Source organism: Micromonospora sp. bgisy143, assembly GCF_057708145.1.
Window position 1 is genome coordinate 16788 of record NZ_JBYIRN010000038.1, and the last position, 20914, is coordinate 37701.

The window sequence follows — 20914 nt, forward strand, 5'->3', positions numbered from 1 at the left end:
GCACCCGGCTCAGGGGAGGGGTCGCCGCGAGGCGTACGCCACCTGCCACGACTCAGGGAAGGCAGCCGGCTGTGGCCAGCATCGACGACGCCGAGCGGATCGACGCCCCCCGTTCCCGGTCCCGACTGCGCGGCGGGCTGGTGACGGTCGGCACGGTCGTCGCGCTGCTCGCGGCCATGGGGCTGACCGTCCTCGGGCTGGGCGCGGCGGACAACGCGGTGGCCAACTACGACGCGAGCTCCTGGCTGTGGAGCGGGTTGCGCAGCGAGTTGGCCCGGGTCAACGGGGTCACCGCCCGGGTGGACACCCGCACCGAGATTCCCGGTGCCCGGCGGCACCCGATGCAGGTCGCCCAGACCGACCGGTTGCTGATCCTGCGGGACCTGCAGACCGGGCAGATCAGCTCACTGGACCTGGCCACCTTGCAGCTCACGGCGACCACGCCGACCACGCCCGGCCTGGGGGTGAGCGTCGCCCTGCACGAGGACGCGGCGTTCGTCGTCGACGCGGTGCAGGGCATCGTTCGGCAGCTCGACCCCCGGTCGTTGAGCCCGGTGGGTGAGCCGGTGCGCTATCCGCCGGGCATCACCGGCGGCGCGTTCGACGGTGAGGGGCGGCTCTGGATCGCGGTGCCCAGCGAGGGCACGGTCTCGGCGGTCACCGCCGCGAAGCTGCCGTCCGCGCCGGCCTCGGCCGCGCCGGCCGGCGGCGGGCTCAGCCCGGAGCGGGTGGAGACGTACGACGTCGCCGACCCCAGCCACGAGTTGCAGGTCTCCACGCTGGACGACGGGGTGGCGGTGCTGGACCGGACGGCCGGCCGACTGGTGCGGGTACAACGCGGCGAGGTGCGCCCGACGCCGTTGACGCTGCCCGGCCGGGCGGCGTTGCCGGCCCGCACGTCGGGGCCCCGCGTGCCGGTGACGGTGCCGGCGGAGCGGCGGGTGCTGGTGGTGGGTGACGTCGGTGCGGAGCGGACGTTCACGGTGCCGGGCAGCGGCGACCGGCTGAGCCCGGCGGTGGCGTGGGCCGACCGGTTCTACTGCGCCGACGAGGCCACCGGCACCATCTACTCCTTCGACGCGGGCGGCCAGTTGGTCGACACCATCAAGGGCAAGGCGACCGGGCCACTGGAGATGGAGGTCCGGGAGAACCACCTCTTCATCAACTCGCCCAACTCGGCGACGGCCCGGGTGGTGGACGACAAGCACCAGGTGCGCGAGGTCGACAAGTACGCCAACGACGTGTTGGGCGGTGACCCGCCGCCGGCGCCCCCGCCGCCGCCCCCGCCGAAGAAGCCTCGGGTGAGCAAGCCGAGCGCGCCGCGCAGCGTCACGGCCGCCGCCGGCAACGCCCAGGCCCGGGTGAGTTGGCGACCGGCCGCCGCGAACGGCGCCGAGATCATCAAGTACGTCGTGGAGGGCGCCGGTCAGCGCCTGGAGGTGGGCGCCAACCAGCGCGCGGTCGAGGTCAAGGGGCTGACCAACGGCGAGACGTACCGGTTCGCGGTGCACGCCGTGAACGCCAAGGGCGACGGTCCGCCGCGCAGCAGCAACCCGGTCACCCCGACCGCCGCGGTGCCCGACCCGCCGGCCAGCGTCACGGCGCAGGAGCGGCCGGACGGCACGGTGGTGGTGAAGTGGCCGGCCGCGAACGCCCAGGGCAACAAGATCGTGAAGTACGCGGTGACGGCCACGTCGGCGGGTACGAACGCGCCGGCCGGCGAGTCGACCAAGACCGAGCTGGTGGTGCCGGCCGGTGAGCTGGAGTACGGCACGCAGTACGCGTTCACCGTCGTGGCGGTCAACGACAAGGGCGCCGGTTCGGCGGCCTCGCCGGTCAGCAACACGGTGGTGCCGTTCGCGGCGCCGGGTCGTCCGCTGGAGCTGCAGGCCGCTACGGTCGCCGACCAGCCGGGCGCGGTCACGGTGCAGTGGTCACCGGCGGAGGCGAACGGCCGGCCGGTGACGAAGTACCAGGTGGACGTCGGTGGCAAGACCAGCGAGGTGACCGAGACCCGGACGACCGTCACCGGTCTGGGCAACGGCCAGAACGTCACAGTGAAGGTGAAGGCGGTCAACGAGGCCGGGCCGGGTCCGGAGGCGACCGCCACGGCCCGTACGGTCGCGGCGCCCCGGGTCACGGTCACCGGTTCCTCGGCGACGGCGACGGGAGCGACCGTCACGTTCACCGTGGACGCGGGCGGCGGCAGGGCCACCTGCTCGCTGAGCACGTCGGGTGAGCCGACGAAGGCCGGGCCGTGTTCCAGCATCACGATGTCCGGTCTGACGCCGGGTACGAAGTACACGTTCACCGTGACGGCGACCAACGCCGCCGGCAAGGGCACCGCCCAGCGGGCTGAGGACACGCTGCCGCTGTACGGGATCGCGACGTGCAATAACGGTCCCGACGGTGACCAGCGGACGTACTGCAACAAGGATGTCGACGGCCGCAACGGCAACGAGATCTTCAAGGTCACCCGGCAGGACAACGATCAGCAGGCTGGCTGGGCAAAGCCCGGCACGAGGCTGAAGGCGTACTGCAAGAAGTCCGGTGAGAACGTCGACTCGTGGATCTACAACGACCAGAAGCAGAGCAACTGGTGGGTGCAGGTCGAGTACAACGGGAAGAACTACATTCCCTGGGCCTGGCTCAACCTGGAGGGCGGCGACAACATCAACGTCCTGCCCACCTGCTGAAGCACCAGGCGAGGAGCACCACCGACCGTGAACACCCACGAGCCGCTCACCCAGCCGGAGGTCCAGGGCTTCGCCGCCCTGGCCGCCCGGCTGGCCGAGAACGTCAACGCGGTGGTGCTCGGCAAGCCGCAGGTGGTCCGGCTGGCGCTGACGGCGCTCTTCGCCCAGGGGCACGTGCTGCTGGAGGACGTGCCGGGGGTGGGTAAGACGACCCTGGCACGGGCCATCGCGGCGACCGTGAAGGGTCAGTGGCGGCGCATCCAGTTCACGCCCGACCTGCTCCCGTCGGACGTCTCCGGCGTGACGATCTTCAACCAGGCGAGCCGGGAGTTCGAGTTCCATCCGGGGCCGGTGTTCGCCAACATCGTGATCGCCGACGAGATCAACCGGGCGTCGCCGAAGACCCAGTCGGCGCTGCTCGAGGTGATGGAGGAGCGCACGGTCACCGTGGACGGGGTCCGGCATCCGGTGCCGGCGCCGTTCCTGGTGGTGGCGACGCAGAACCCGGTGGAGATGGACGGCACCTACCGGCTGCCCGAGGCGCAGCTCGACCGGTTCCTGGTGAAGCTGTCCGTCGGCTACCCGGACGAGGCGGTCGAGGTGGAGGTGCTGCGCGGCGCGACGGTCCGCTCCCCGGAGGCGCTCGCCGCGATCACCGACACGGCGACCGTCGGGGAGATGGTCCGGATGGCGCGTCGGGTGCACATCGCCGAGCCGCTGTACGCGTACGCGGTCCGGCTGGCCGCCGCGACCCGTACCCATCCGCAGGTCCGGGTCGGGGTCAGTCCGCGGGGCGTGATCGCGTTGACGCGGGCGGCGTGCGCGTACGCGCTCATCGACGGGCGGGGCTGGATCATGCCGGAGGACCTGAAGGCGCTCGCCGAGCCGGTGTTCGCGCACCGGCTGCTGTTGACGCCGGACGCGCAGGTGCGCGGGATGACCGCCGCGGAGGTGCTGCGCCAGGCGGTCGCCTCGGTGCCGGTGCCGCTGCCGTCGGGGCAGCCGGCCCCGGTGCAGGGCTGACCGGCAGCAGGCATGGGGATCACCGCCCGCGGGGTCGGGCTGCTCGTCGCCGCCGTCGTGTTGTTGGGTGCGGGTTTCCGGTTCGCGTACCCCGAGTTGACGTTGCTGGGCGCGGCGGCCGGCGCGGCCGTCGGCTACGCGGCGCTGACGGCGGCCTGGCGTCCCCGGCTGGTGGTCAGCCGCCGGGCCGACCCGGACCGGGTGGCGCGTGGCGAGCCGGCGAGCATGACGTTGACGGTCCGCAACGCCGGCCGGCTGCGCTCGGCGAACCTGCTGGCCGAGGACCGGTGCGGCAGCCGCGCGGTGCCGGTGCCGCTGCTGCGCCTGCGTCCCGGTCGGGACACCGAGGTCCGTTACGACGTGCCGACCGACCGCCGTGGGGTGGTGGCGGTCGGCCCGCTGCGGGTGACCCGGCGCGACCCGCTGGGTCTGGTGGCGCTCGCCCGACCGTACGGAGAGACGGCGCCGGTCTGGGTCCACCCTCGGATCCACCCGCTGTCGGCGGTGCCGACCGGCGCGGGGCGCAGCCTCGACGGCCGCGTCGACGGGGTGCCGCACGGGTCGATCACGTTCGACTCGCTGCGGGAGTACGTGGTCGGCGACGAGCTGCGGCGGGTGCACTGGCGCACGAGTGCCCGGGTCGGCGAGCTGATGGTGCGGGAGAACGTGGACACCAGCCTGCCCAGCCTGGTCGTCCTGCTGGACAATCGGGCGGCCGCGCACCCGCGCCGCGCGGGCGGGGTGGCGGAGTCGTTCGAGTCCGCGTGCGAGGCGGCGGCGTCGGTGGTCACCGCCGCGCACCGGGCCGACCTGCCGGTGCTGTTGCTGCTGGTCGGTCCGGAGCAGACGGACGGTGGGGACACCGCCGCGCTCGGGCCGCTGGACCGGCTCGCCGCGGCCGACCTGTCCGACGCCGACGACGCGTTGCGCGCCGTCACCTCCCGGCTGCGCCAGGACCGGCTCGGCGACACGTTGATCTTCCTGACCGGCCCCGGTGGGCGGGACGGGTTGGGTGACGTGGGGGCGCTGCGCGGCGCGTACCCGTCGGTTCTGGTCGGGGTGTTCGGCGCGACGGAGCCGACGCCGGCGGGCTCGGCCGGCCTGGTGGTGGTCGACGCGGTGGACGGCGCGCAGTTCGCCGCCGAGTGGGACGGGGTACGCCGGTGGTGACGGGCATCGCGCCGCAGCGCGCCGCGCAGGAGCCGGCGGCGGACGGCCCGGGCCGCGCCGGGCGCGTGGTCCGTGCGCTGCGGGCGGCCGTCGTGCCGCTGACGCTGATCGCGCTCGTCGCGCTCGCCGGGGTGGTGCTGGGCCGGGTGTACGCGGGCGATCTGCTGACCCGGCTGGTGATCGGCGCGGCGGTGGGCTCGGTGCTGGTCAGCGTGGCCACCCGGCGGTTGCCGTCGTGGCTGGTGGCGCCGGTGTCGATGGCGGCGCTGGCCGGGTGGACACTGTGGTCGCTGCGCCTGGCCGCCGCTCGCGCCGACCTGCCGGGCAGCCTGCTGGAGGTGAGCGCGGACGCCGCGCGCAACGGCATTCCCCGCCTGCTCACCGCGATGATCCCGGTGGAGCCCACGCCGGACACGGTGCTGGTGCCGGTGGTGGCGGCCTGGCTGGCCGGTCTGGCCGGGGCCGAGGTGGCGTTGCGCACGGGCCGGGTGTTGCTCGGCTACCTGCCGGCGGCGGGCCTCTACGCGGCGGCCCTCTACGTGGTCGGCCCGAACGCCGAGCCGGCGATCGGGGCGACGGTGGCGTTCGTCGCGGTCGCCGCGGTGGGGCTGGCCGCGCCGACCGGTTCGCCGCCGGCCGGTGGTGATCCGGCGGCCGGTCTCGCCCCCGGGGTACGCGCGGCGGTGCGACTCCGCCTGGCGGTGTCGGCGGCGCTCGGCGTCGTCCTGGTGATCGGTCTGGTCGCGCTGCTCGGCCCGGTGGTCGCCGGTCAGGTCGACGGGCGACCGGTCGACCCGCGCCGGTACGTGGAGCCGCCGCAGGTCCAGACGCTCGACGAGAACCCGCTGATCCGGATCTCGGGGTGGGCGCTGCACCCGGAGCAGAAGCTGCTCGACGTGAGCACGTCGGGCACCACCGCTCCGGCCGGCGACGCGGACGATCCGAAGACGGCCGGCGTGCGGATCCGGCTGGCGGTGCTCAGTGACTACGACGGGATCACCTGGCGGGTCGGTGCGACGTACCGCAACGCGGGGCGGATCCTGCCGGCCACCGCGCCGGCCCGGGACAGCACGGTGCAGACCGTCCAGCAGCAGATCACCGTGGCGGAGCTGACCGGACGGCTGCTCCCCGCCGTGGCGACGCCACGGGAGGTCAGCGGCGCGCGGGTGGCGTACGACCCGGCGACGGGGACGCTGATCCGGCCGGAGGGGCTGACGCCGGGGCTGCGGTACGAGGTGACGTCGGTCCGGGAGCGCCCGGACACCAACCTGCTGGCCACCGCGAACGTGCCGGCCGGCGAGGAGGTGGCCCGGGTGCTGCGGGTCGCCGACGGGGTGCCGGACCCGCTGCGCCGGCTGGCGACCCAACTCGCCGAGGACAACGGCGCCCCGTACGCGCGGGCGGCGGCCATCGAGCAGTTCCTGGCCGAGCACTACCGGGTGGTGGCGGACGCGCCGAGCGGGCACGCGTACCCGAATCTGGCCTTCTTCCTCTTCGGCCCGCGCAACGGCGGCGGCCAGCGGGGCACGTCGGAGCAGTTCGCGGCGGCGTTCGCGGTGCTCGGCCGGCTCTCCGGTCTGCCGACGCGGGTGGTGGTGGGTTTCTCCTCCGGTGGTCAGGGACCGGTGCGGGCCGGCGACGCGTACGCCTGGCCGGAGGTGCTGTTCGACGGGCTGGGCTGGGTGGCGTTCGACCCGCTGCCCCGCCCGGAGAACGAGCCGCGGCCGGTGGAGGAGGACTTCCGCCCGACGCCCGAGGACCCGCCGCCGTCGGAGGTGCCCGCGCCCACCGCGGAGCCGACCGCGTCGCCGGAGCCGGTGGCCGCCCCCGACGGGCCGCCCGCGAGTGGTGGGGTGTCCACGCCGGTGCTGGTCGCGGGCGGCAGCGGGTCGCTGCTGCTGGTGGTGGGGGCGCTGCTGCTCACCCTGCTGGCGATGCGCCGCTCCCTCACCCGAAGACGGCTGGCGGGGGGCGACCCCGGCCAGCGCATCGCGGGCGCCTGGCGGGAGGTGACGGACGCGTTGCGGCTGGCCGGTCGGCCGGTCGGCGACGACCTGGCCGCCACCGAGGTGGCCGGACGCGCCCGGCAGGCCCTCGCGGACGCCCGTCACACGGCTGGTTCGCCACCTCAGGTGACGACCGATTCGCCCGTCGACGAACTGGCGACGCTGCTCAACCAGGTGGGCTTCGCCCCCGGCACCGCGACGGCCGACCAGGCGGCGCGTGCCGCCGAGGTGGCCACCGACTACGTGACGACGCTGCGGGCGGCCCGTCCCTGGTGGCGGCGCCTGCTCTGGTCCGTCCACCCCGCTCCCCTGCGCCGCGCCCGCCGGTGATCCGCCGGCTCCGCCGTTGATCAAGAGGTTCGCGTCATCGGCGGGCATCTTCTTGACGCGAACCTCTTGATCAGCTCGGCGGTCCGGCGGGCTTGACCTTGACGCTGCGTCAACCCTGGATGCTGCCTGCCATGGACATCACGCCAACCACGCCAGGGCTCCAGGAGCCGGCGATACAGGTGCAAGGGCTGGAGAAGTCGTACCAGGAGCTGCGCGTGCTGCGCGGCGTCGACCTCACCGTCGCACGGGGCAGCATCTTCGCCCTGCTGGGCTCGAACGGGGCGGGCAAGACCACCATGGTGAAGATCCTGGCGACCCTCCTGCGGGCCGACGCCGGCACCGCCCGGGTCAACGGTTTCGACGTCACGACCCGGGCCGCCGACGTCCGCGAGTCGATCAGCCTCACCGGGCAGTTCGCGGCGGTCGACGAGATCCTCACCGGGCGGGAGAACCTGGTCCTGGTCGCCCGACTGCGGCACCTGCGGGACAGCGGCGCGGTCGCGGACGATCTGCTGCGCCGGTTCTCGCTGACCGAGGCGGCCAACCGGAGGGTGGCGACGTACTCCGGCGGCATGCGCCGCCGGCTGGACATCGCGATGAGCCTCATCGGGAACCCGCCGGTCATCTTCCTCGACGAGCCGACCACCGGGCTCGACCCGCAGGCGCGCATCGAGGTGTGGCAGGCCGTCAAGGAACTCGTCGCCGGGGGTACGACCGTCCTGCTGACCACCCAGTACCTCGACGAGGCCGAGCACCTCGCCGACCGGATCGCGATCCTGCACGAGGGCCGGATCGCCGTCGACGGCACCCTTGAGGAGCTGAAGCGGCTCCTCCCGCCGGCCGAGATCGAGTACGTCGAGAAGCAGCCGACCCTGGAGGACGTCTTCCTCGCCCTCGTCGGCACGACCGCAGACAAGGACAACCGATGAACAGGCACTTTCTCGGCGACACCGCCGTCCTGCTGGGACGTTCGCTGCGGCACATCGTCCGCAGCCCGGACACCATCATCACCACGGCCGTCATGCCGATCGCGTTCATGCTGCTCTTCGTGTACGTCTTCGGCGGCGCGATCGAGACCGGAACCGACTCGTACGTCAATTACCTGCTGCCCGGCATCCTGCTCATCACGATCGCCTCGGGCATCTCGTACACGGCGTTCCGGCTCTTCCTGGACCTGCAGGGCGGCATCTTCGAGCGCTTCCAGTCCATGCCGATCGCGCGTTCGTCGGTCCTGTGGGCACATGTGCTGACCTCGCTGGTCGCCAACATGATCTCGGTCGTGGTGGTCGTCGGCGTCGCACTCGTGATGGGCTTCCGCTCGGGCGCCGGTCCGCTGGCGTGGCTCGCGGTCGCCGGCATCCTGCTGCTGTTCACCCTGGCGTTGACCTGGATCGCCGTGGTTCCCGGCCTCACCGCGAAGTCCGTGGACGGCGCGAGCGCGTTCTCCTACCCGCTGGTGTTCCTGCCGTTCGTCAGCTCGGCGTTCGTACCCACCGACAGCATGCCCGGACCGGTCCGCGCCTTCGCCGAGCACCAGCCGGTGACCGCCATCGTCAACGCGATCCGGCGGCTGTTCACCGAGCAGCCGGTGGGTACCGACATCTGGGTCGCCCTGGCCTGGTGCGTCGGCATCCTGGTGGCGGCCTTCGTGTTCGCCACCGTCACCTACCGTCGCCGGATCTCCTGAGCCGGCTCGGACGACGGACGGGCAGGATCAGGGCATGCTGACGATCAGCCAACTGGCCGGGTACGCGGGCGTCACGGTGCGCGCGGTGCGGCACTACCACCAGGTCGGTCTGCTGCCCGAGCCGGAACGGGACGCGTCGGGGTACCGGCGGTACGGCGCGAAGGCGGTGGTGTCGCTGATCAGGATCCGCGTCCTCGCCAACGCCGGCGTGCCGCTGTCCCAGATCGCTCAGATGCTCGACGCCGACGCGTCGACCTTCGCCGAATCGGTGCAGCGGATCGACAGGCAACTGCTCGACGAGATCGCCCGACTCGAGACCAGCCGTCAGCAGATCGCGCAGCTCACGGCCGGGGACAGCCTGGCGCTCCCGCCGCAGGTCGTCGGCTACCTCGATCGGCTTCGGGAGATCGGGGCGTCGCCGCGGATGGTGGAGGCGGAACGGGACGGCTGGATCCTGGTCGCGGCCCGCTGGCCCGACCTCATCGTCGAGTGGATGCCGGCGAAGCTCGCGCAGCTCGACGAGCCGCGCGTCGTCCGGCTCTACCGGGTCCTCTCCGAGATCTTCGACAGCGACTCGGGCGGGGACGAGTTGCTGGAGGAGGCCGCCGACATCATGGCCGAGCTGGCCGAGGAGGCTCACCGTGCCGGCGACGTCATCGACGACGAGATGCAGGGCGACCTGCCCGACCTGCTGGACGCGCTCGCCGTCGAGACCGACCCGCGTGCGGAGCGGCTGCGGGCTCTGATGCGCCGGCGCGGTTGGTCCGGTTGGACCCGGATGGAGCGGCTGGCGGAGCGGCCGCAGTGACGGGTCGCGGGGTGCACGGTCCGGGAGCGAGCCGGGTCAGCTGGTCAGGCGGCGGATGAGTTTGCGCATGCCCGCCTGCCAGCCGTCCGGGTCCTCGGCGCGACGGCGGGCGTAGTCGGCGACCTCCGGATGCGGCAGGATCAGGAACCGTTCCTCGGCGAGCCCGGCGACGGCCGCGTCGGCGACCTGGTCCGGGGTGAGCACCGCACCGGAGGCGGTGATCACCCGGGCGCCGAGGTGCCCCTCGGCGATCCCGTCGGCGAGCATCGGGGTGTCCACTCCCTGCGGGCAGAGCGCGCTGACCCGGATGCCCCGGTCCCGGTAGGTGATGGCCAGCCACTCGGCGAAGCCCACCGAGGCGTGTTTCGTGGCGGTGTACGCGGCGTCGCCCACCGCCGTCAGCACCCCCGCCGCGGAGCAGGTGTGCAGCAGGTGGCCGCCACCGCGGGCGAGCATGCCGGGCAGCACGGCGCGGGCCGAGTAGACGTGGGCGAGCACGTTGACCCGCCAGGCCCGGTCCCAGCCGGCGTCGTCGACCTCCACTCCCCCGCCGGTGGTGACCCCGGCGTTGGCGCAGAACAGGTCGATGCGACCGAACCGCCGTTCGGCGTCGTCGACGAGCGCCCGTACCTGTTCCTCGTCGGTGACGTCGACGGCGGCGGCGTGCGCCACCGGGCCGACGCCCTCGGCCACCGCACGCGCGGCCTCGGCGTCCAGGTCGGCGACGACCACGGCGGCGGCACCCTCGGCGGCGAAGCGGCGCGACAGGGCGGCACCGATGCCACCCGCCCCGCCGGTGACCACCACGATCCGGTCGGTCAGGTTCACGCGGACGCTCCCGCCGGCTCGGCGCCGAGTTGGGCGATGAGGGTCGTCAGCGCGGCGACGCCGCCGGCGGTCACCTCCGGGGTGGGCAGCAGCGCGAGGATCGGCACGTCCACGCCGGCCTCGGCGTAGCGACGCGCCTGGGCCCGACACCGCTCGGGTGAGCCGTGCAGCACCAGGGCGTCGACCACCTCGTCGGGTACGGCCGCACTGGCCGCGCGGCGGTCACCGGCCGCCCACGCCTGCCACATCGGCGCGAGCGTCCCGTCGCGGCCGAGCCAGCGGTGGAACTCGGCGTACGCCGGGACCGTCAGGTAGCTGGTGATCAGCCGGCGGCCGAGGGTGCGGGCGTACGCGGCGTCCTCGGTGGGGCAGACGAAGATCCGCGCGGCGACCTCGAAGCCGGCCCGGCGCTCGCCCAGCTCGTCGAGGGTCCGCGGCACGTCGTCGGCGGCGAGCCAGTTGAGGATGACGCCGTCGGCCTCGGCGCCGGCCAGCCGGAGCATCCCGGGGCGCAGCGCGGCGAGCAGGATCGGCGGCGGCGCGGTCGGCGGGCGTTCGAGGGTGAACCGGCGCACGGTGAACGTGTCGTAGACCTCGTCCACCGTCTCACCGCGCAGAGCGGCCCGCAGGAACCGCAGCATGTCCCGGGTACGGCGGAAGGGCTCATCGAACCGCACCGCGTTCCAGTCCCGTACCAGCACCGGGGAGGACGCGCCGATGCCGAGCGCGAACCGGCCCGGGGCCGCCTCGGCGAGTGCCGCCGCGCTCATCGCGAGCAGCCCGGGGCCTCGGGTGAAGACCGGGGTGATCGCGGTGCCCAGCCGAAGCTGCGGCTGCCACGCCGCGGCGAGGGCCAGCGGGGTGAACGCGTCGGTTCCGGCGACCTCGGACGACCACACGTCGGTGAACCCGGACTGCTCCAGGGTCGCGTAGACCGCCTGGTGGTCGGCCAGTGGGACCCCGCCCAACGGCACCGTCATGCCCCATCGATTCGTCACCGATCGATCGTGCCTGGTGACGGTGTCCCTGAGCAAGATCCCCTTAGTGGGCGTAATCGCCGGTTCGCCCCGTCCCGGCCTGCGGAGGTGTTACCACTGCGAGGTGGACCGGAGCACCGGCGCAGGCCGCTGACCATGGGTTCCAGGGCGGCAGGACACCTGGAGCCGGTCCCGGCGGCGGCCACGCCCGGCCGGGCGACGTTCCTGGAACTCTTCTTCGACCTGGTGTACGTCTTCGCGCTCACCCGGATCTCCGCCCGGGCGTTCGAGGACCTGAGCCGGGAGCCGGCCCGTGACCACGCCGCCGCGGCGATCACCGGCAGCGGCAAGACGCTGCTGTTGCTGCTGGCGCTCTGGTCGGTCTGGCAGGGCACCGCGTGGACGACCAGCCGCTACGACCCGTACCGCGCGCCGTTGCAGATCGTCGTGTTGACGGCGTTGGTGAGCAGCATGGTGATGGGGGTGGCGATCCCCCGGGCGTTCTCCGCGACGTCGCTCATGTTCGCCACGGCGTACGTGATCGCGCAGGTGACCCGACCGGTGATCCTGTCGATCGCGCTGGGCCCGCATCCGTACCGCCGGCTGAAGGTGCGCATGGCGGTCGTCTTCGCCGTCACCGGGGTGCTGTGGATCACCGGGGCGCTGCTGAGCACCGACGCGCAGGTGGTGCTCTGGTCGGTGGCGCTGGCCGCCGAGTACGTGGCCGCCCGGTGCGGCTGGCCGGTGCCGGGCCTGGGCCGCTCCACGGTCTCGAAGTGGGAGATCGCCGGGGAGCACCTGGCGGAGCGGTACCAGCAGTTCTTCCTCGTGGCGCTCGGCGAGACGATCCTGGTGGCCGGTTTCGCGTACAGCAAGGGCCCGTACGAGTCGGGGCACATGTGGGCGTTCACGTTCGCGGTCGCCACGTCGATCCTGCTGTGGCGGATCTACGTGCAACGCGCCGGGCAGATCCTGGGCGAGGCGGTGCAGATGGCCCGCCACCCCGCCAACATCGGCCGCTCGGCGGCGGACACGCACCTGATCATGGTGATCGGTCTGGCCGCGACGGCGGTCGGCTACGAGCTGGTCATCGAGCATCCGCTGGGCCACGCCCCGGCGTCGTGGGTGGTCATGGTGCTCGGCGGTCCCGCGCTGTTCCTGGCCGGTCGGGCCCGCTTCGAGTACGAGGTCTTCGGGCGGGTCTCGCCGTCACGGTGGATCGCCATCGGAGTGCTCGTGGTGGCGGCCGTACCGCTGCTGTTCCTGCCGGGGGTGGTCGCCACCGCCACCGGGACGGTCGTGCTCGGCGGCGTCGCGGTCGCGGACGCCCGCCGGGCGCGCGGCGCGCCGCCGGAGGCCGCCGCGACCCCGTTCTGAGACCTCGGGGTACGCCGTCGGCCCGGCTAGTCTCGGCGGGTGACCTTCTCCCTCGTCGCCCGCTCCGCCGACGGCCGCCGCCACGGCGTCGTCGTGGCCAGCAAGTTCCTCGCCGCCGGAGCGCTGGTGCCGGCCGCCGCGGCCGAGGTCGGCGCGCTCGCCACCCAGGCGCACGTCAACCTCGCCTACCGTCCGCAGGGGCTCGCGCTGTTGCGTACCGGGGTGGCCGCCGCCGACGTGGTGGCCGGCCTGGTCGCCGCCGACCCCGAGCGGCAGCACCGGCAGCTCGGTGTGGTGGGCGTCGACGGGCCGGGGGCGAGTTGGACCGGCCCGGCCTGCCACCCGTGGGCGGGCGGACGCGTCGGCGACGGCTGGGCCGCCCAGGGCAACATCCTCACCGGCCCCGAGGTGGTCGACGCGATGGGCGAGGCGTGGCAGGACGCCTCGGCGCTGCCGTTCGCCGAGCGGCTGGTCGCCGCGCTGCGCGCCGGTGACGAGGCCGGCGGGGACCGACGCGGCCGGCAGAGCGCGGGCCTGCTGGTGGTCGAGCGCGGCGGCGGGTACGGCGGCACCAGCGACGTGGTGGTCGACCTGCGGGTGGACGATCATCCGGACCCGGTCGCCGAACTCGGTCGGCTGCTGGCCGTGCACACCATGCTGTTCAGTCGGCCCGACCCGGCGACCCTGCTCGACCTGACCGGCGCGGTCGCCGACGAGGTGACGGCGCTGCTCAGCGCGCTGGGTCACCCGGTGGGCAACGCGGGGCCGGAGGCGGCGCTGGTCTCCTGGGCGGGGCTGGAGAACCTGGAGGAGCGCCTGGTGCCGGGGCGGATCGACCCGGTGGTGCTCACCCACCTGCGGGGCGTGGCCGCGCACGTCCCCGCGCCCCGCCAGGGCGCCTGAGCAGCGGACGCCCGCCGGGTCAGCCCTTGACCCGGGGCACCAGCCGGTGCACGACGGTCAGCGCCAGCGCCATCACCACCGCCATCGTCCCGGCGATGCCGGCGGCGCTGCCCGCGTACCCGGCGAACAGGGGTCGGCGGGCCAACTCCTCCGGGCCGATTCCGCGCAGGTCCACCAGCCAGCTCAGCGCCAGCCCGGAGGCGACCAGGGCGAGCACTCCGGCGACACCGAGCACGGCGGCGGCGACCCGGTGCGCGTCGCCGGGTTCGACCTGTGCCTGCTCCCGTTGGGTGATCAGCAGGAGCAGTCCGGCCAGCGCCGCCCAGACGCCCACCACCAGATAGGCGGCGACCGCGTCGCTGGGCCGGTGCCAACCGGCGGAGAGGGTGGCCACCCCGGCGACGGCGGCGTAGAGCGCGCCGACGAAGGCGCCCACGGCCCGCACCTTCCGGGGCAGGACGAGCATCAGCGCGACCGCCACCGAGGCGGCCACGGCGGTGTGCCCGCTGGGCAGGCTGTTGCCCACCGCGGCCCGCTCCGGGTCGACGCCGAAGTCGGGTCGGCTCAGCCCGTACTTGAGCAGTTGGGTGCTGACGTTGGCCCCCGCGATGAGCAGGGTCGCGGTGACGGCCAGGGCGATCCGCCCCCGGATGAGCGCGATGAAGCCGATCATCGCGGTGGCGGCGAGCAGCGACACCACCGACATCGCGTTGAGGATCCGGTCCACCGGCCCGTCGATGCGGTCGTGGCCGATCTCGTTGCCGGTGAGGGCGACCGTGTCGACCCACTGACCGATCTCGGTGTGCACGGCCACCCGCCAGACGGCGAGGAAGGCGGCCGCCTGGACGAGGGCCAGTACGACCAACCAGACCGCGGTCCAACCCCGTGCCGTCGCGCGCATCCGCACACCGTAGCGGCCGGACCGGGCCAGTCGGTCGGTGGCCCACCGGCTGTCGGCGGTTAGGTTGTGGCGGGGTGAGGAGGTGGCGGTGAGCGGCACACCGGAACGGGAGTCCGGCCAGGTCGAGCCCGGTCCGGAGCGACCGACCGGGAACGGGCCGGGACAGGTGACGGCCGGCCCGGCGCGGGCCGAGTCGCTGGCGGACCTGCTGGGCGGGCGGCGTGGAGCGGTCGACGCCACCCTGCCGCCGGTGGCGTTCGCGGTGGGCTGGCTGCTCGGTGGCGAGTCGGTGTGGGCCGGGGTCGGCGCGGCGCTCGCCGTCGGCGTCGGGGTGGCCGGCGTACGACTGCGCCGGGGTGACCGGCCGCGTTCGGTGCTGATCGGCCTGCTCGCCGTCTGCGTCGCGGCGCTGATCGCGGTGCGTACCGGCCGGGCCGAGAACTTCTTTCTGATCCAGGTGCTGTCGAACGCGGCGAGCGCGCTGGCGTGGGCCGTCAGCATCGTCGTGCGCTGGCCGCTGCTGGGCGTGCTGGTCGGCGCGGCGCTGGGCCAGCGCGCCCGCTGGCGACGGGATCCGGCGCTGCTGCGCGGGTACGGCCGGGCCAGTTGGGTGTGGACGGCGACCTACCTGCTGCGGGTGGCGGTGTTCGTACCGCTCTACCTCAGTGGACAGGTGCTGGCGCTCGTGGTGGCGCGGATCGCGTTGACCTGGCCGCTGGTCGCGGCGGCGCTGGCGGTGAGTTGGGTGGTGCTGCGCCGGTCGTTGCCACCGGAACACCCGGGGTTGCGTCATCCGGTCGTCGCGCCGCGATCCGGGGCATAAAAAAGTGGAGAGGCCGCCACGGGGGGAGCGGCCTCTCCGGTGACGTACGTTACTCCGTCAACGTCGTCGGTGTGATCCCGTGACAGCGGGAATTTCTGGGCTTTTTCGCGGCAGTCTTCAGTCCGGGCGGTGGGGTGGGCCGGTCGACCCGCTGCGTTGACCAGATGACCGGCCCACCCCGGCCTGACCGTGGGTGTCAGGCCGTCCGCCGGCCGGGTCCCGTCGTTCCCCCGGACCCGGCCGAACCCCGGGGTGGGCGGGGCACTCCACCCACCCCGGGTCGCTCTCAGCCGTTCGGGAACAGCGTCCCGTAGTCGGCGTACGCCATGGCCACATCGGCCTGTGCCCAGAAGCGGTGGTAGTTGAAGGTCGGCTCCGGGCCGCCGTTCAGGTACGCCTGCACCTTCGGCCAGTCCGGGTCGTTCTTGTAGAACGACCGGATGTCCAGGAAGCTCTTCCCGGCGGCGATGGCGTCGCCGTTGGGCATCTTCCCGGTCCAGCCCGGCGGGACGTAGAGGCCCTGACCGGTGGAGGCGTCGTAGACGTCGTCGAAGCGCTTGTAGTCGCCGCGCGTCTCGGTGGTGGAGACACCCTTCGCGTCACTGGCCGCGTCCAGCGCGTCCAGCAGACCCTTGGCGGTGGTCTTCGCCGCCGCGTTGCCCGACTTCGCCGCGTACGCGATCAGGATCCGGGCGTAGGAGGCGGCGACGCCGACGTCCTGGCCCTTGCTGATCACCTCGACGTGCAGGTTGGTGTTGGGCTGCGGGCTGCTCGGGTTCCAGGTGGTCGGCTGGCCGGTCCACTTCATGTCCGACGGGATCGACCAGTTGGTGCCGAGCGTGGTGTTGGCGATGGCCCACGGCACCCACTTGTCCAGCAGCGCCTTGGCCTTCGTGTTGCCGGTCTGCAGGTACAGCTCGGCGATCCGCTGCATCGACCACGCCTGCATGCCGAACCACTGGTTCGACGGCGGGTCGTTGTAGACCGGGTCGACGTCGTAGAACATGCCGTAGAAGGTGCTGGTGCCCGACGGCGGCTGGGCGTAGCTACCGTCCCAGCTGTTCGTCGCGCCACCGGCGATGCCGCCCTCGGACGACTGCAGCCAGGTGTAGAACTCGAGCTGCCGGTCGAAGCTCTTGGTCCAGTCACTCGCCGCGGTCGCCGACTTCGGCGCCAGCTCCGGCGTGTTGGTCAGCGCCCAGGCCGCGAACGGGTTCTGGTAGCCGAAGTGGTTGTGGCTGGAGCCGATCCGCCAGGACCAGTTCTGGCTGGTGTCGTACGCGCCACCCCAGGCGTAGTACCAGGACAGCAGGTAGTGCGCCGAGTCCCGGCCGCTGCCGGCGGGGCAGGTGCTGGCCCCGACGCAGTTGCCGATCTTCTTGAAGTACTTGTCGAACATCGCGTACCGCAGGTAGTCACCCATCTTGGCGGCCTTGGCCACGGTGGCGGCGACGTCGGCCTGCTTGCCCTGCGCCTTGGCCCAGGTCAGCGCCCAGTAGGCGGCCTGCACCGCGCGGGCGTCGGCGTCCGGGGCGTTGGTGTACTTCCACTGCTTGGCGGGAGCGCCGGTGTCCTTGACGAACAGGTCGAGGTAGCCGTACTGACCGCCGTGCTTGAAGGTGTCGCAGGACGGCTGCGGGATGGTCTCCCACACCGACTCCTGGGTGCCCCGCTGGAAGGTGTTGATGTACGCCGGCTTGGTGGTGCCGTCGCCGCAGCGGCCGAAGCCGTACGTGTTGTCGACGTCCATCAGCCAGTGCATGCCGTAGATGTCGCCGGTGCCGTAGGTGGACTGCAGCTCCGAGCGCAGCGGGTCCTGCCCGACCGAGATGTTCGGGTTCAGGGCCGAGGGGTACTGGCTGGGCAGGTTGTACTCCGCGGCGTACTGCGGGGTGCCGGCCGAGGCCGCGGTGGGCTGGTCGGCGTGCGACGGGATGATGTACTTCTCCATCACCGTCCAGGCGTTGTTGAACGGCGCCCAGTTCTGGGTGACGCGGCCGTACTGGGCCTCCAACCAGATCCAGAAGCTGAACGCCTCCGAGGTGGTCTCGTGGCCGTGGTCGGGCGCCTCGACGATCAGCGTCTCGACCGAGTGGTACGGCACGCCCTCGGGGCTGAAGTAGCCCGAGTTCTTGATCTTGCCGTACTGGTCGAGGAACTTCTTGATGTAGGCGTTGTCGCCGCCGGGGGTGTCGTTGTCGATCTCGGTGGCGGCAACCGCCAGCGAGGCGAGACCGTTGGCCGACGCGGTGATGGTGGCGCTACCGCCGACGGTGTCGGTGTCCTCGGCCGCGGCGACCGTGACGGTGACCCCGGTGCTCCAGTTGGTGGGGGTCAGCGTGACGGTGGTCGGCGAGACCGTGATGTCGCTGTCACCCGAGGGGGTCAGGGTGACCGGCACGCTGGTGGACGGCGCGGCGCTGAGCTTGAGGTTGAAGGTGGACGTGCCACCCTCGTTGACGCTCACCGCGGACGGCGTGGCGATCAGCGTCGGGCCGCTCGCGGCGCCGACGGTGAACGACTTCTCGGCGACCCCGATGCCGTTGGCGTTGTCGTACGCCTTGGCCTGCACCGTGTAGTTGCCGGCCGGCAGGTCCTCCTGCGTGTAGGAGTACGGCGCGGTGGTGTCGGTGTTGATGAGCAGGCCGTTGCGGTAGAACTCGACCTTGCTGATCGTCCCGTCCGGGTCACTCGCGGTCGCGGTCAGCGGCACGTCGGCGGGCGCGGTGAACGGCCCGGCGGGCAGGCTGAGCGAGACGGACGGCGGCTGGTTGGCCGGCGTGCCGTTGCAGGGGGTGCCGTTCAGGGTGAACGAGGTGGGCTTCGGGTTGCTGCCGGTGTGGGAGCCGTTGAAGCCGATGGTGGTGGAGGCGCCGGTGCCGAGGTTGCCGTTGTACGACTCGTTCGTCGCGGTGACCTCGCTGCCGGACTGGCTGTACTTGGCCGACCAACCCTGGACGACCCGCTGTCCGCTGTTCGGGAAGGTCCACTTGAGCGACCAGCTGCTGATCGGGTCGCCCAGGTTCTTGATGGTCACGTTGGCCGTGAAGCCGGTGTTCCAGTCGTTGGTCGCGTAGACCACGTCGCAGGCCGGTGCGGCCTGTGCGGCGCCAGCGGGCAGGGTCACCCCGCCGACGGCGAGCACGGCGGCGGCGAGGATCGCCATCCGACGGCGTCGTGCCAGATGTCTCATGTGCGCGGTGTCTCCTCGGACCAGGCCGGGTGGTTCCCGGCGAGGCGCCTGCCCGCAGGTGGTGGTACGCGGGGGATTCGAGGCGCCGGGAAGGTGGTAGCCCCGGGCCCGGCCGGGGTGCGGCGATGCGGCCCGCGCGGGAGGGGGTCCCGCCGGCTGCGCTCGGGTGCCGTGACCGAAGTCGTGCTCCGGCTGCCCTCGGCGGTCCCGCGCCCACGCGATCTGGCTCCTGTCGCGCTGAATCGACAGTGTGCCATGGAAGCGCTCCCACAACAAGCGCGGGGCGGAGCGGTTCACCCACTTGTTTCGATCTCGTTTTGGGTCTTTCACAAAGGCGTGACGGGCGTTACAGTCGCAACATCGGTCGATGGGAGCGCTTCCATCGACAAAGGTTCCAACTGGAAGATCGCCGGGACCGTCCTCGTGGCGGGCCCGGGGAACCATCCGAAGGCCGACGGCGGGCCAGCCCGGACGCCGCCGTCAGCCATCATCCCGCCACAGGGAGGGAGGTGGAACCAGAGCCACTCGCGTGGCCCGGCTCCCGCGCGACACGCACGGCAGGACCCAATTCCGCCCGTGTGTGTGCAGTTACGGTGGGGACGGGGGTTGCCCTCCCCCGTCCCCACACTAAACCCCCGTACACGATGGGAAAAGAGGCCGACGGGACAGGCGCGAAGCGCCGCCCGGTCGGCCTCGTTCGCTGTCCGGGGCCCTCACCCGCCTCGACCCGCCATCGTCGGCCGCCGTGACGGCCGGCTCACCGGGTCGAGCGCTTCTGGCCTATCCTGGGAGCGCTCCCGAACCTGGCGGTGGCCCCGTATCCACGAGGAGAATCCATGTCGATACCTACCGGGCCCGCCGGCCCGCTGCGCTTCCCCCGCGACTTCGGTTGGGGCGCGGCCACCTCCGCCTACCAGATCGAGGGCGCCGCCAAGGAGGACGGCCGTGGTGAGTCGGTCTGGGACACGTTCAGCCGGATCCCCGGGCGCACCCGCAACGGCGACACCGGTGACGTGGCCGCCGACCACTACCACCGGTACGCCGAAGACCTCGACCTGATGCGTGACCTGGGTCTGCGCAGCTACCGCTTCTCCATCTCCTGGCCTCGCATCCAGCCCGACGGCAGCGGCGCGCCCAACCAGCGGGGGCTCGACTTCTACCGTCGTCTCCTCGACGGTCTGCACGAGCGGGGCATCGCCCCGATGGCGACCCTGTTCCACTGGGACCTGCCGCAGGCGTTGCAGGACGCTGGTGGTTGGGAGTCCCGGGACACCGCCTACCGCTTCGCCGACTACGCCGACGCCGTCTTCACCGCCCTCGGCGACCGGGTGCCGGTCTGGCTCACCATCAACGAGCCCAAGACCGTCGTGCAGAACGGCTACCTCACCGGCCACCACGCGCCCGGCCGGCAGGACCCGGCCGCCGCCTACCTCGTCGCCCACCACCTGCAGCTCGCGCACGGCCTCGCGGTGCGCGCGCTACGCGCCTCGGACAGCACCGGCCGGATCGGCCCCGCGCTCAACCTGCACCCCTGCTACCCCACCGACGACTCCGCCGAGGCCACCGCCGCCGCGCACCTCTACGACGGCTACGAGAACCGCCTCTACCTCGACTCCGTGCTCAAGGGCAGCTACCCGCAGGACGTCCTGGCCGACCTGGGCCCGCAGAGCCGGATGGTCCGCGGCATCCACGACGGCGACCTGGCGGTGATCTCCTCACCGGTCGACCTGCTGGCCGTGCAGTACTACACGCCCATCTACGTCGCCGCCGACGGCAGCACCGAACACCGCTGGCCCACCTCCGAGGCCGGCTGGCAGCAGATCTACCCCGACGGGATGTACGACGTCCTGACCCGGGTCACCCGCGACTACGGCCCGATCCCGCTCACCGTGACCGAGAACGGTCTGCCCACCCCCGACACCCTGGCCGCGGACGACACCGTCGACGACAGTGGCCGGATCACCTTCCTGCGCGACCACCTGACCGCCGCACACCGCGCCATCGCCGACGGGGTGCCGCTGGAGAGCTTCCACGTCTGGTCGATGCTCGACAACTTCGAATGGGACGAGGGCTACGAGCAGCGTTGGGGCCTGGTCTACGTGGACTACGTGACCCAGCGGCGGGTGCTCAAGCGCAGCGCCCACTGGTACCGCTCCGTCATCGCCGAGGGCGGCTTCTGAACGCCTCGCCCG

15 protein-coding genes are annotated in these 20914 nt (G+C 72.8%); 11 read left to right on the forward strand and 4 right to left on the reverse strand.

Going from position 1 to position 20914, the window contains the following annotated elements:
• Positions 1-71 precede the first annotated feature (71 nt).
• From AC3EN4_RS29370 to AC3EN4_RS29400, 7 genes are all read left to right on the forward strand, one after another.
• Positions 72-2696 carry a fibronectin type III domain-containing protein gene (locus tag AC3EN4_RS29370; protein ID WP_435209526.1) on the forward strand — a complete coding sequence of 875 codons (2625 nt, stop codon included), beginning with the start codon at positions 72-74 and terminating at the stop codon, positions 2694-2696.
• A 27-nt stretch (positions 2697-2723) separates the two neighbouring features.
• On the forward strand, positions 2724-3719 hold the full coding sequence (locus tag AC3EN4_RS29375; protein WP_422735771.1) for an AAA family ATPase: 996 nt from the start codon (positions 2724-2726) through the stop codon (positions 3717-3719).
• A 12-nt stretch (positions 3720-3731) separates the two neighbouring features.
• A complete protein-coding gene (locus AC3EN4_RS29380) occupies positions 3732-4889 on the forward strand; it encodes a DUF58 domain-containing protein (protein ID WP_435209528.1) in 1158 nt (385 codons plus the stop codon).
• Positions 4865-7225: a transglutaminase TgpA family protein gene (locus AC3EN4_RS29385; RefSeq protein ID WP_435209530.1), complete on the forward strand. Its 2361-nt coding sequence runs from the start codon at positions 4865-4867 to the stop codon at positions 7223-7225. Before AC3EN4_RS29380 ends, AC3EN4_RS29385 begins: the two co-directional genes overlap by 25 nt.
• A 131-nt stretch (positions 7226-7356) precedes the next feature.
• The gene (locus tag AC3EN4_RS29390) at positions 7357-8154 is read left to right on the forward strand and encodes an ABC transporter ATP-binding protein (protein ID WP_435209532.1); all 798 of its coding nucleotides are present in this window, start codon (positions 7357-7359) and stop codon (positions 8152-8154) included.
• Positions 8151-8912 carry an ABC transporter permease gene (locus AC3EN4_RS29395; RefSeq protein ID WP_435209534.1) on the forward strand — a complete coding sequence of 254 codons (762 nt, stop codon included), beginning with the start codon at positions 8151-8153 and terminating at the stop codon, positions 8910-8912. The genes AC3EN4_RS29390 and AC3EN4_RS29395 overlap by 4 nt, the downstream gene beginning before the upstream one ends.
• Positions 8913-8946: 34 nt before the next feature.
• Positions 8947-9720 carry a MerR family transcriptional regulator gene (locus AC3EN4_RS29400; RefSeq protein ID WP_435209537.1) on the forward strand — a complete coding sequence of 258 codons (774 nt, stop codon included), beginning with the start codon at positions 8947-8949 and terminating at the stop codon, positions 9718-9720.
• A 36-nt stretch (positions 9721-9756) separates the two neighbouring features.
• Here AC3EN4_RS29400 and AC3EN4_RS29405 read toward each other — a convergent pair whose 3' ends face one another.
• Together AC3EN4_RS29405 and AC3EN4_RS29410 are read right to left on the reverse strand one after the other, a co-directional pair.
• Entirely contained in the window at positions 9757-10548 is a 792-nt protein-coding gene (locus tag AC3EN4_RS29405) for an SDR family oxidoreductase (RefSeq protein ID WP_435209539.1), read from the reverse strand.
• Complete coding sequence (locus AC3EN4_RS29410; RefSeq protein ID WP_435209559.1) at positions 10545-11528, reverse strand: LLM class F420-dependent oxidoreductase; 984 nt, start codon at positions 11526-11528, stop codon at positions 10545-10547. The genes AC3EN4_RS29405 and AC3EN4_RS29410 overlap by 4 nt, the downstream gene beginning before the upstream one ends.
• 153 nt (positions 11529-11681) lie before the next feature.
• On the opposite strand from AC3EN4_RS29410, the gene AC3EN4_RS29415 reads away from it, so the two are divergent.
• Complete coding sequence (locus AC3EN4_RS29415; RefSeq protein ID WP_435209541.1) at positions 11682-12902, forward strand: low temperature requirement protein A; 1221 nt, start codon at positions 11682-11684, stop codon at positions 12900-12902.
• 39 nt (positions 12903-12941) lie between these two features.
• Entirely contained in the window at positions 12942-13805 is an 864-nt protein-coding gene (locus AC3EN4_RS29420) for a DUF1028 domain-containing protein (RefSeq protein ID WP_435209543.1), read from the forward strand.
• Between the two features lie 19 nt (positions 13806-13824).
• Here AC3EN4_RS29420 and AC3EN4_RS29425 read toward each other — a convergent pair whose 3' ends face one another.
• Positions 13825-14712 carry a phosphatase PAP2 family protein gene (locus AC3EN4_RS29425; RefSeq protein WP_435209561.1) on the reverse strand — a complete coding sequence of 296 codons (888 nt, stop codon included), beginning with the start codon at positions 14710-14712 and terminating at the stop codon, positions 13825-13827.
• 160 nt (positions 14713-14872) lie between these two features.
• Here AC3EN4_RS29425 and AC3EN4_RS29430 point away from each other — a divergent pair, with 160 nt between their 5' ends.
• Positions 14873-15529 (forward strand): DUF3159 domain-containing protein, encoded by a 657-nt coding sequence (locus AC3EN4_RS29430; RefSeq protein WP_435209563.1) that lies wholly within the window; start codon positions 14873-14875, stop codon positions 15527-15529.
• A gap of 286 nt (positions 15530-15815) precedes the next feature.
• Here the strand turns inward: AC3EN4_RS29430 and AC3EN4_RS29435 are convergent, their stop codons facing one another.
• Positions 15816-18713 carry a glycoside hydrolase family 48 protein gene (locus tag AC3EN4_RS29435; protein ID WP_435209565.1) on the reverse strand — a complete coding sequence of 966 codons (2898 nt, stop codon included), beginning with the start codon at positions 18711-18713 and terminating at the stop codon, positions 15816-15818.
• A gap of 845 nt (positions 18714-19558) precedes the next feature.
• Between AC3EN4_RS29435 and AC3EN4_RS29440 the strand changes: the two genes are divergently transcribed.
• Positions 19559-20902, forward strand: a complete 1344-nt coding sequence (locus tag AC3EN4_RS29440) for a GH1 family beta-glucosidase (RefSeq protein ID WP_435209545.1) — start codon at positions 19559-19561, stop codon at positions 20900-20902.
• Positions 20903-20914 lie beyond the last annotated feature (12 nt).

Coding starts and splice junctions, on each gene's coding strand:
- AC3EN4_RS29380 (WP_435209528.1), top strand. CDS start 3,732: ATGGGGATCACCGCCCGCGGGGTCGGGCTGCTCGTCGCCGCCGTCGTG.
- AC3EN4_RS29390 (WP_435209532.1), top strand. CDS start 7,357: ATGGACATCACGCCAACCACGCCAGGGCTCCAGGAGCCGGCGATACAG.
- AC3EN4_RS29395 (WP_435209534.1), top strand. CDS start 8,151: ATGAACAGGCACTTTCTCGGCGACACCGCCGTCCTGCTGGGACGTTCG.
- AC3EN4_RS29400 (WP_435209537.1), top strand. CDS start 8,947: ATGCTGACGATCAGCCAACTGGCCGGGTACGCGGGCGTCACGGTGCGC.
- AC3EN4_RS29410 (WP_435209559.1), bottom strand. CDS start 11,528: ATGACGGTGCCGTTGGGCGGGGTCCCACTGGCCGACCACCAGGCGGTC.
- AC3EN4_RS29415 (WP_435209541.1), top strand. CDS start 11,682: ATGGGTTCCAGGGCGGCAGGACACCTGGAGCCGGTCCCGGCGGCGGCC.
- AC3EN4_RS29440 (WP_435209545.1), top strand. CDS start 19,559: ATGTCGATACCTACCGGGCCCGCCGGCCCGCTGCGCTTCCCCCGCGAC.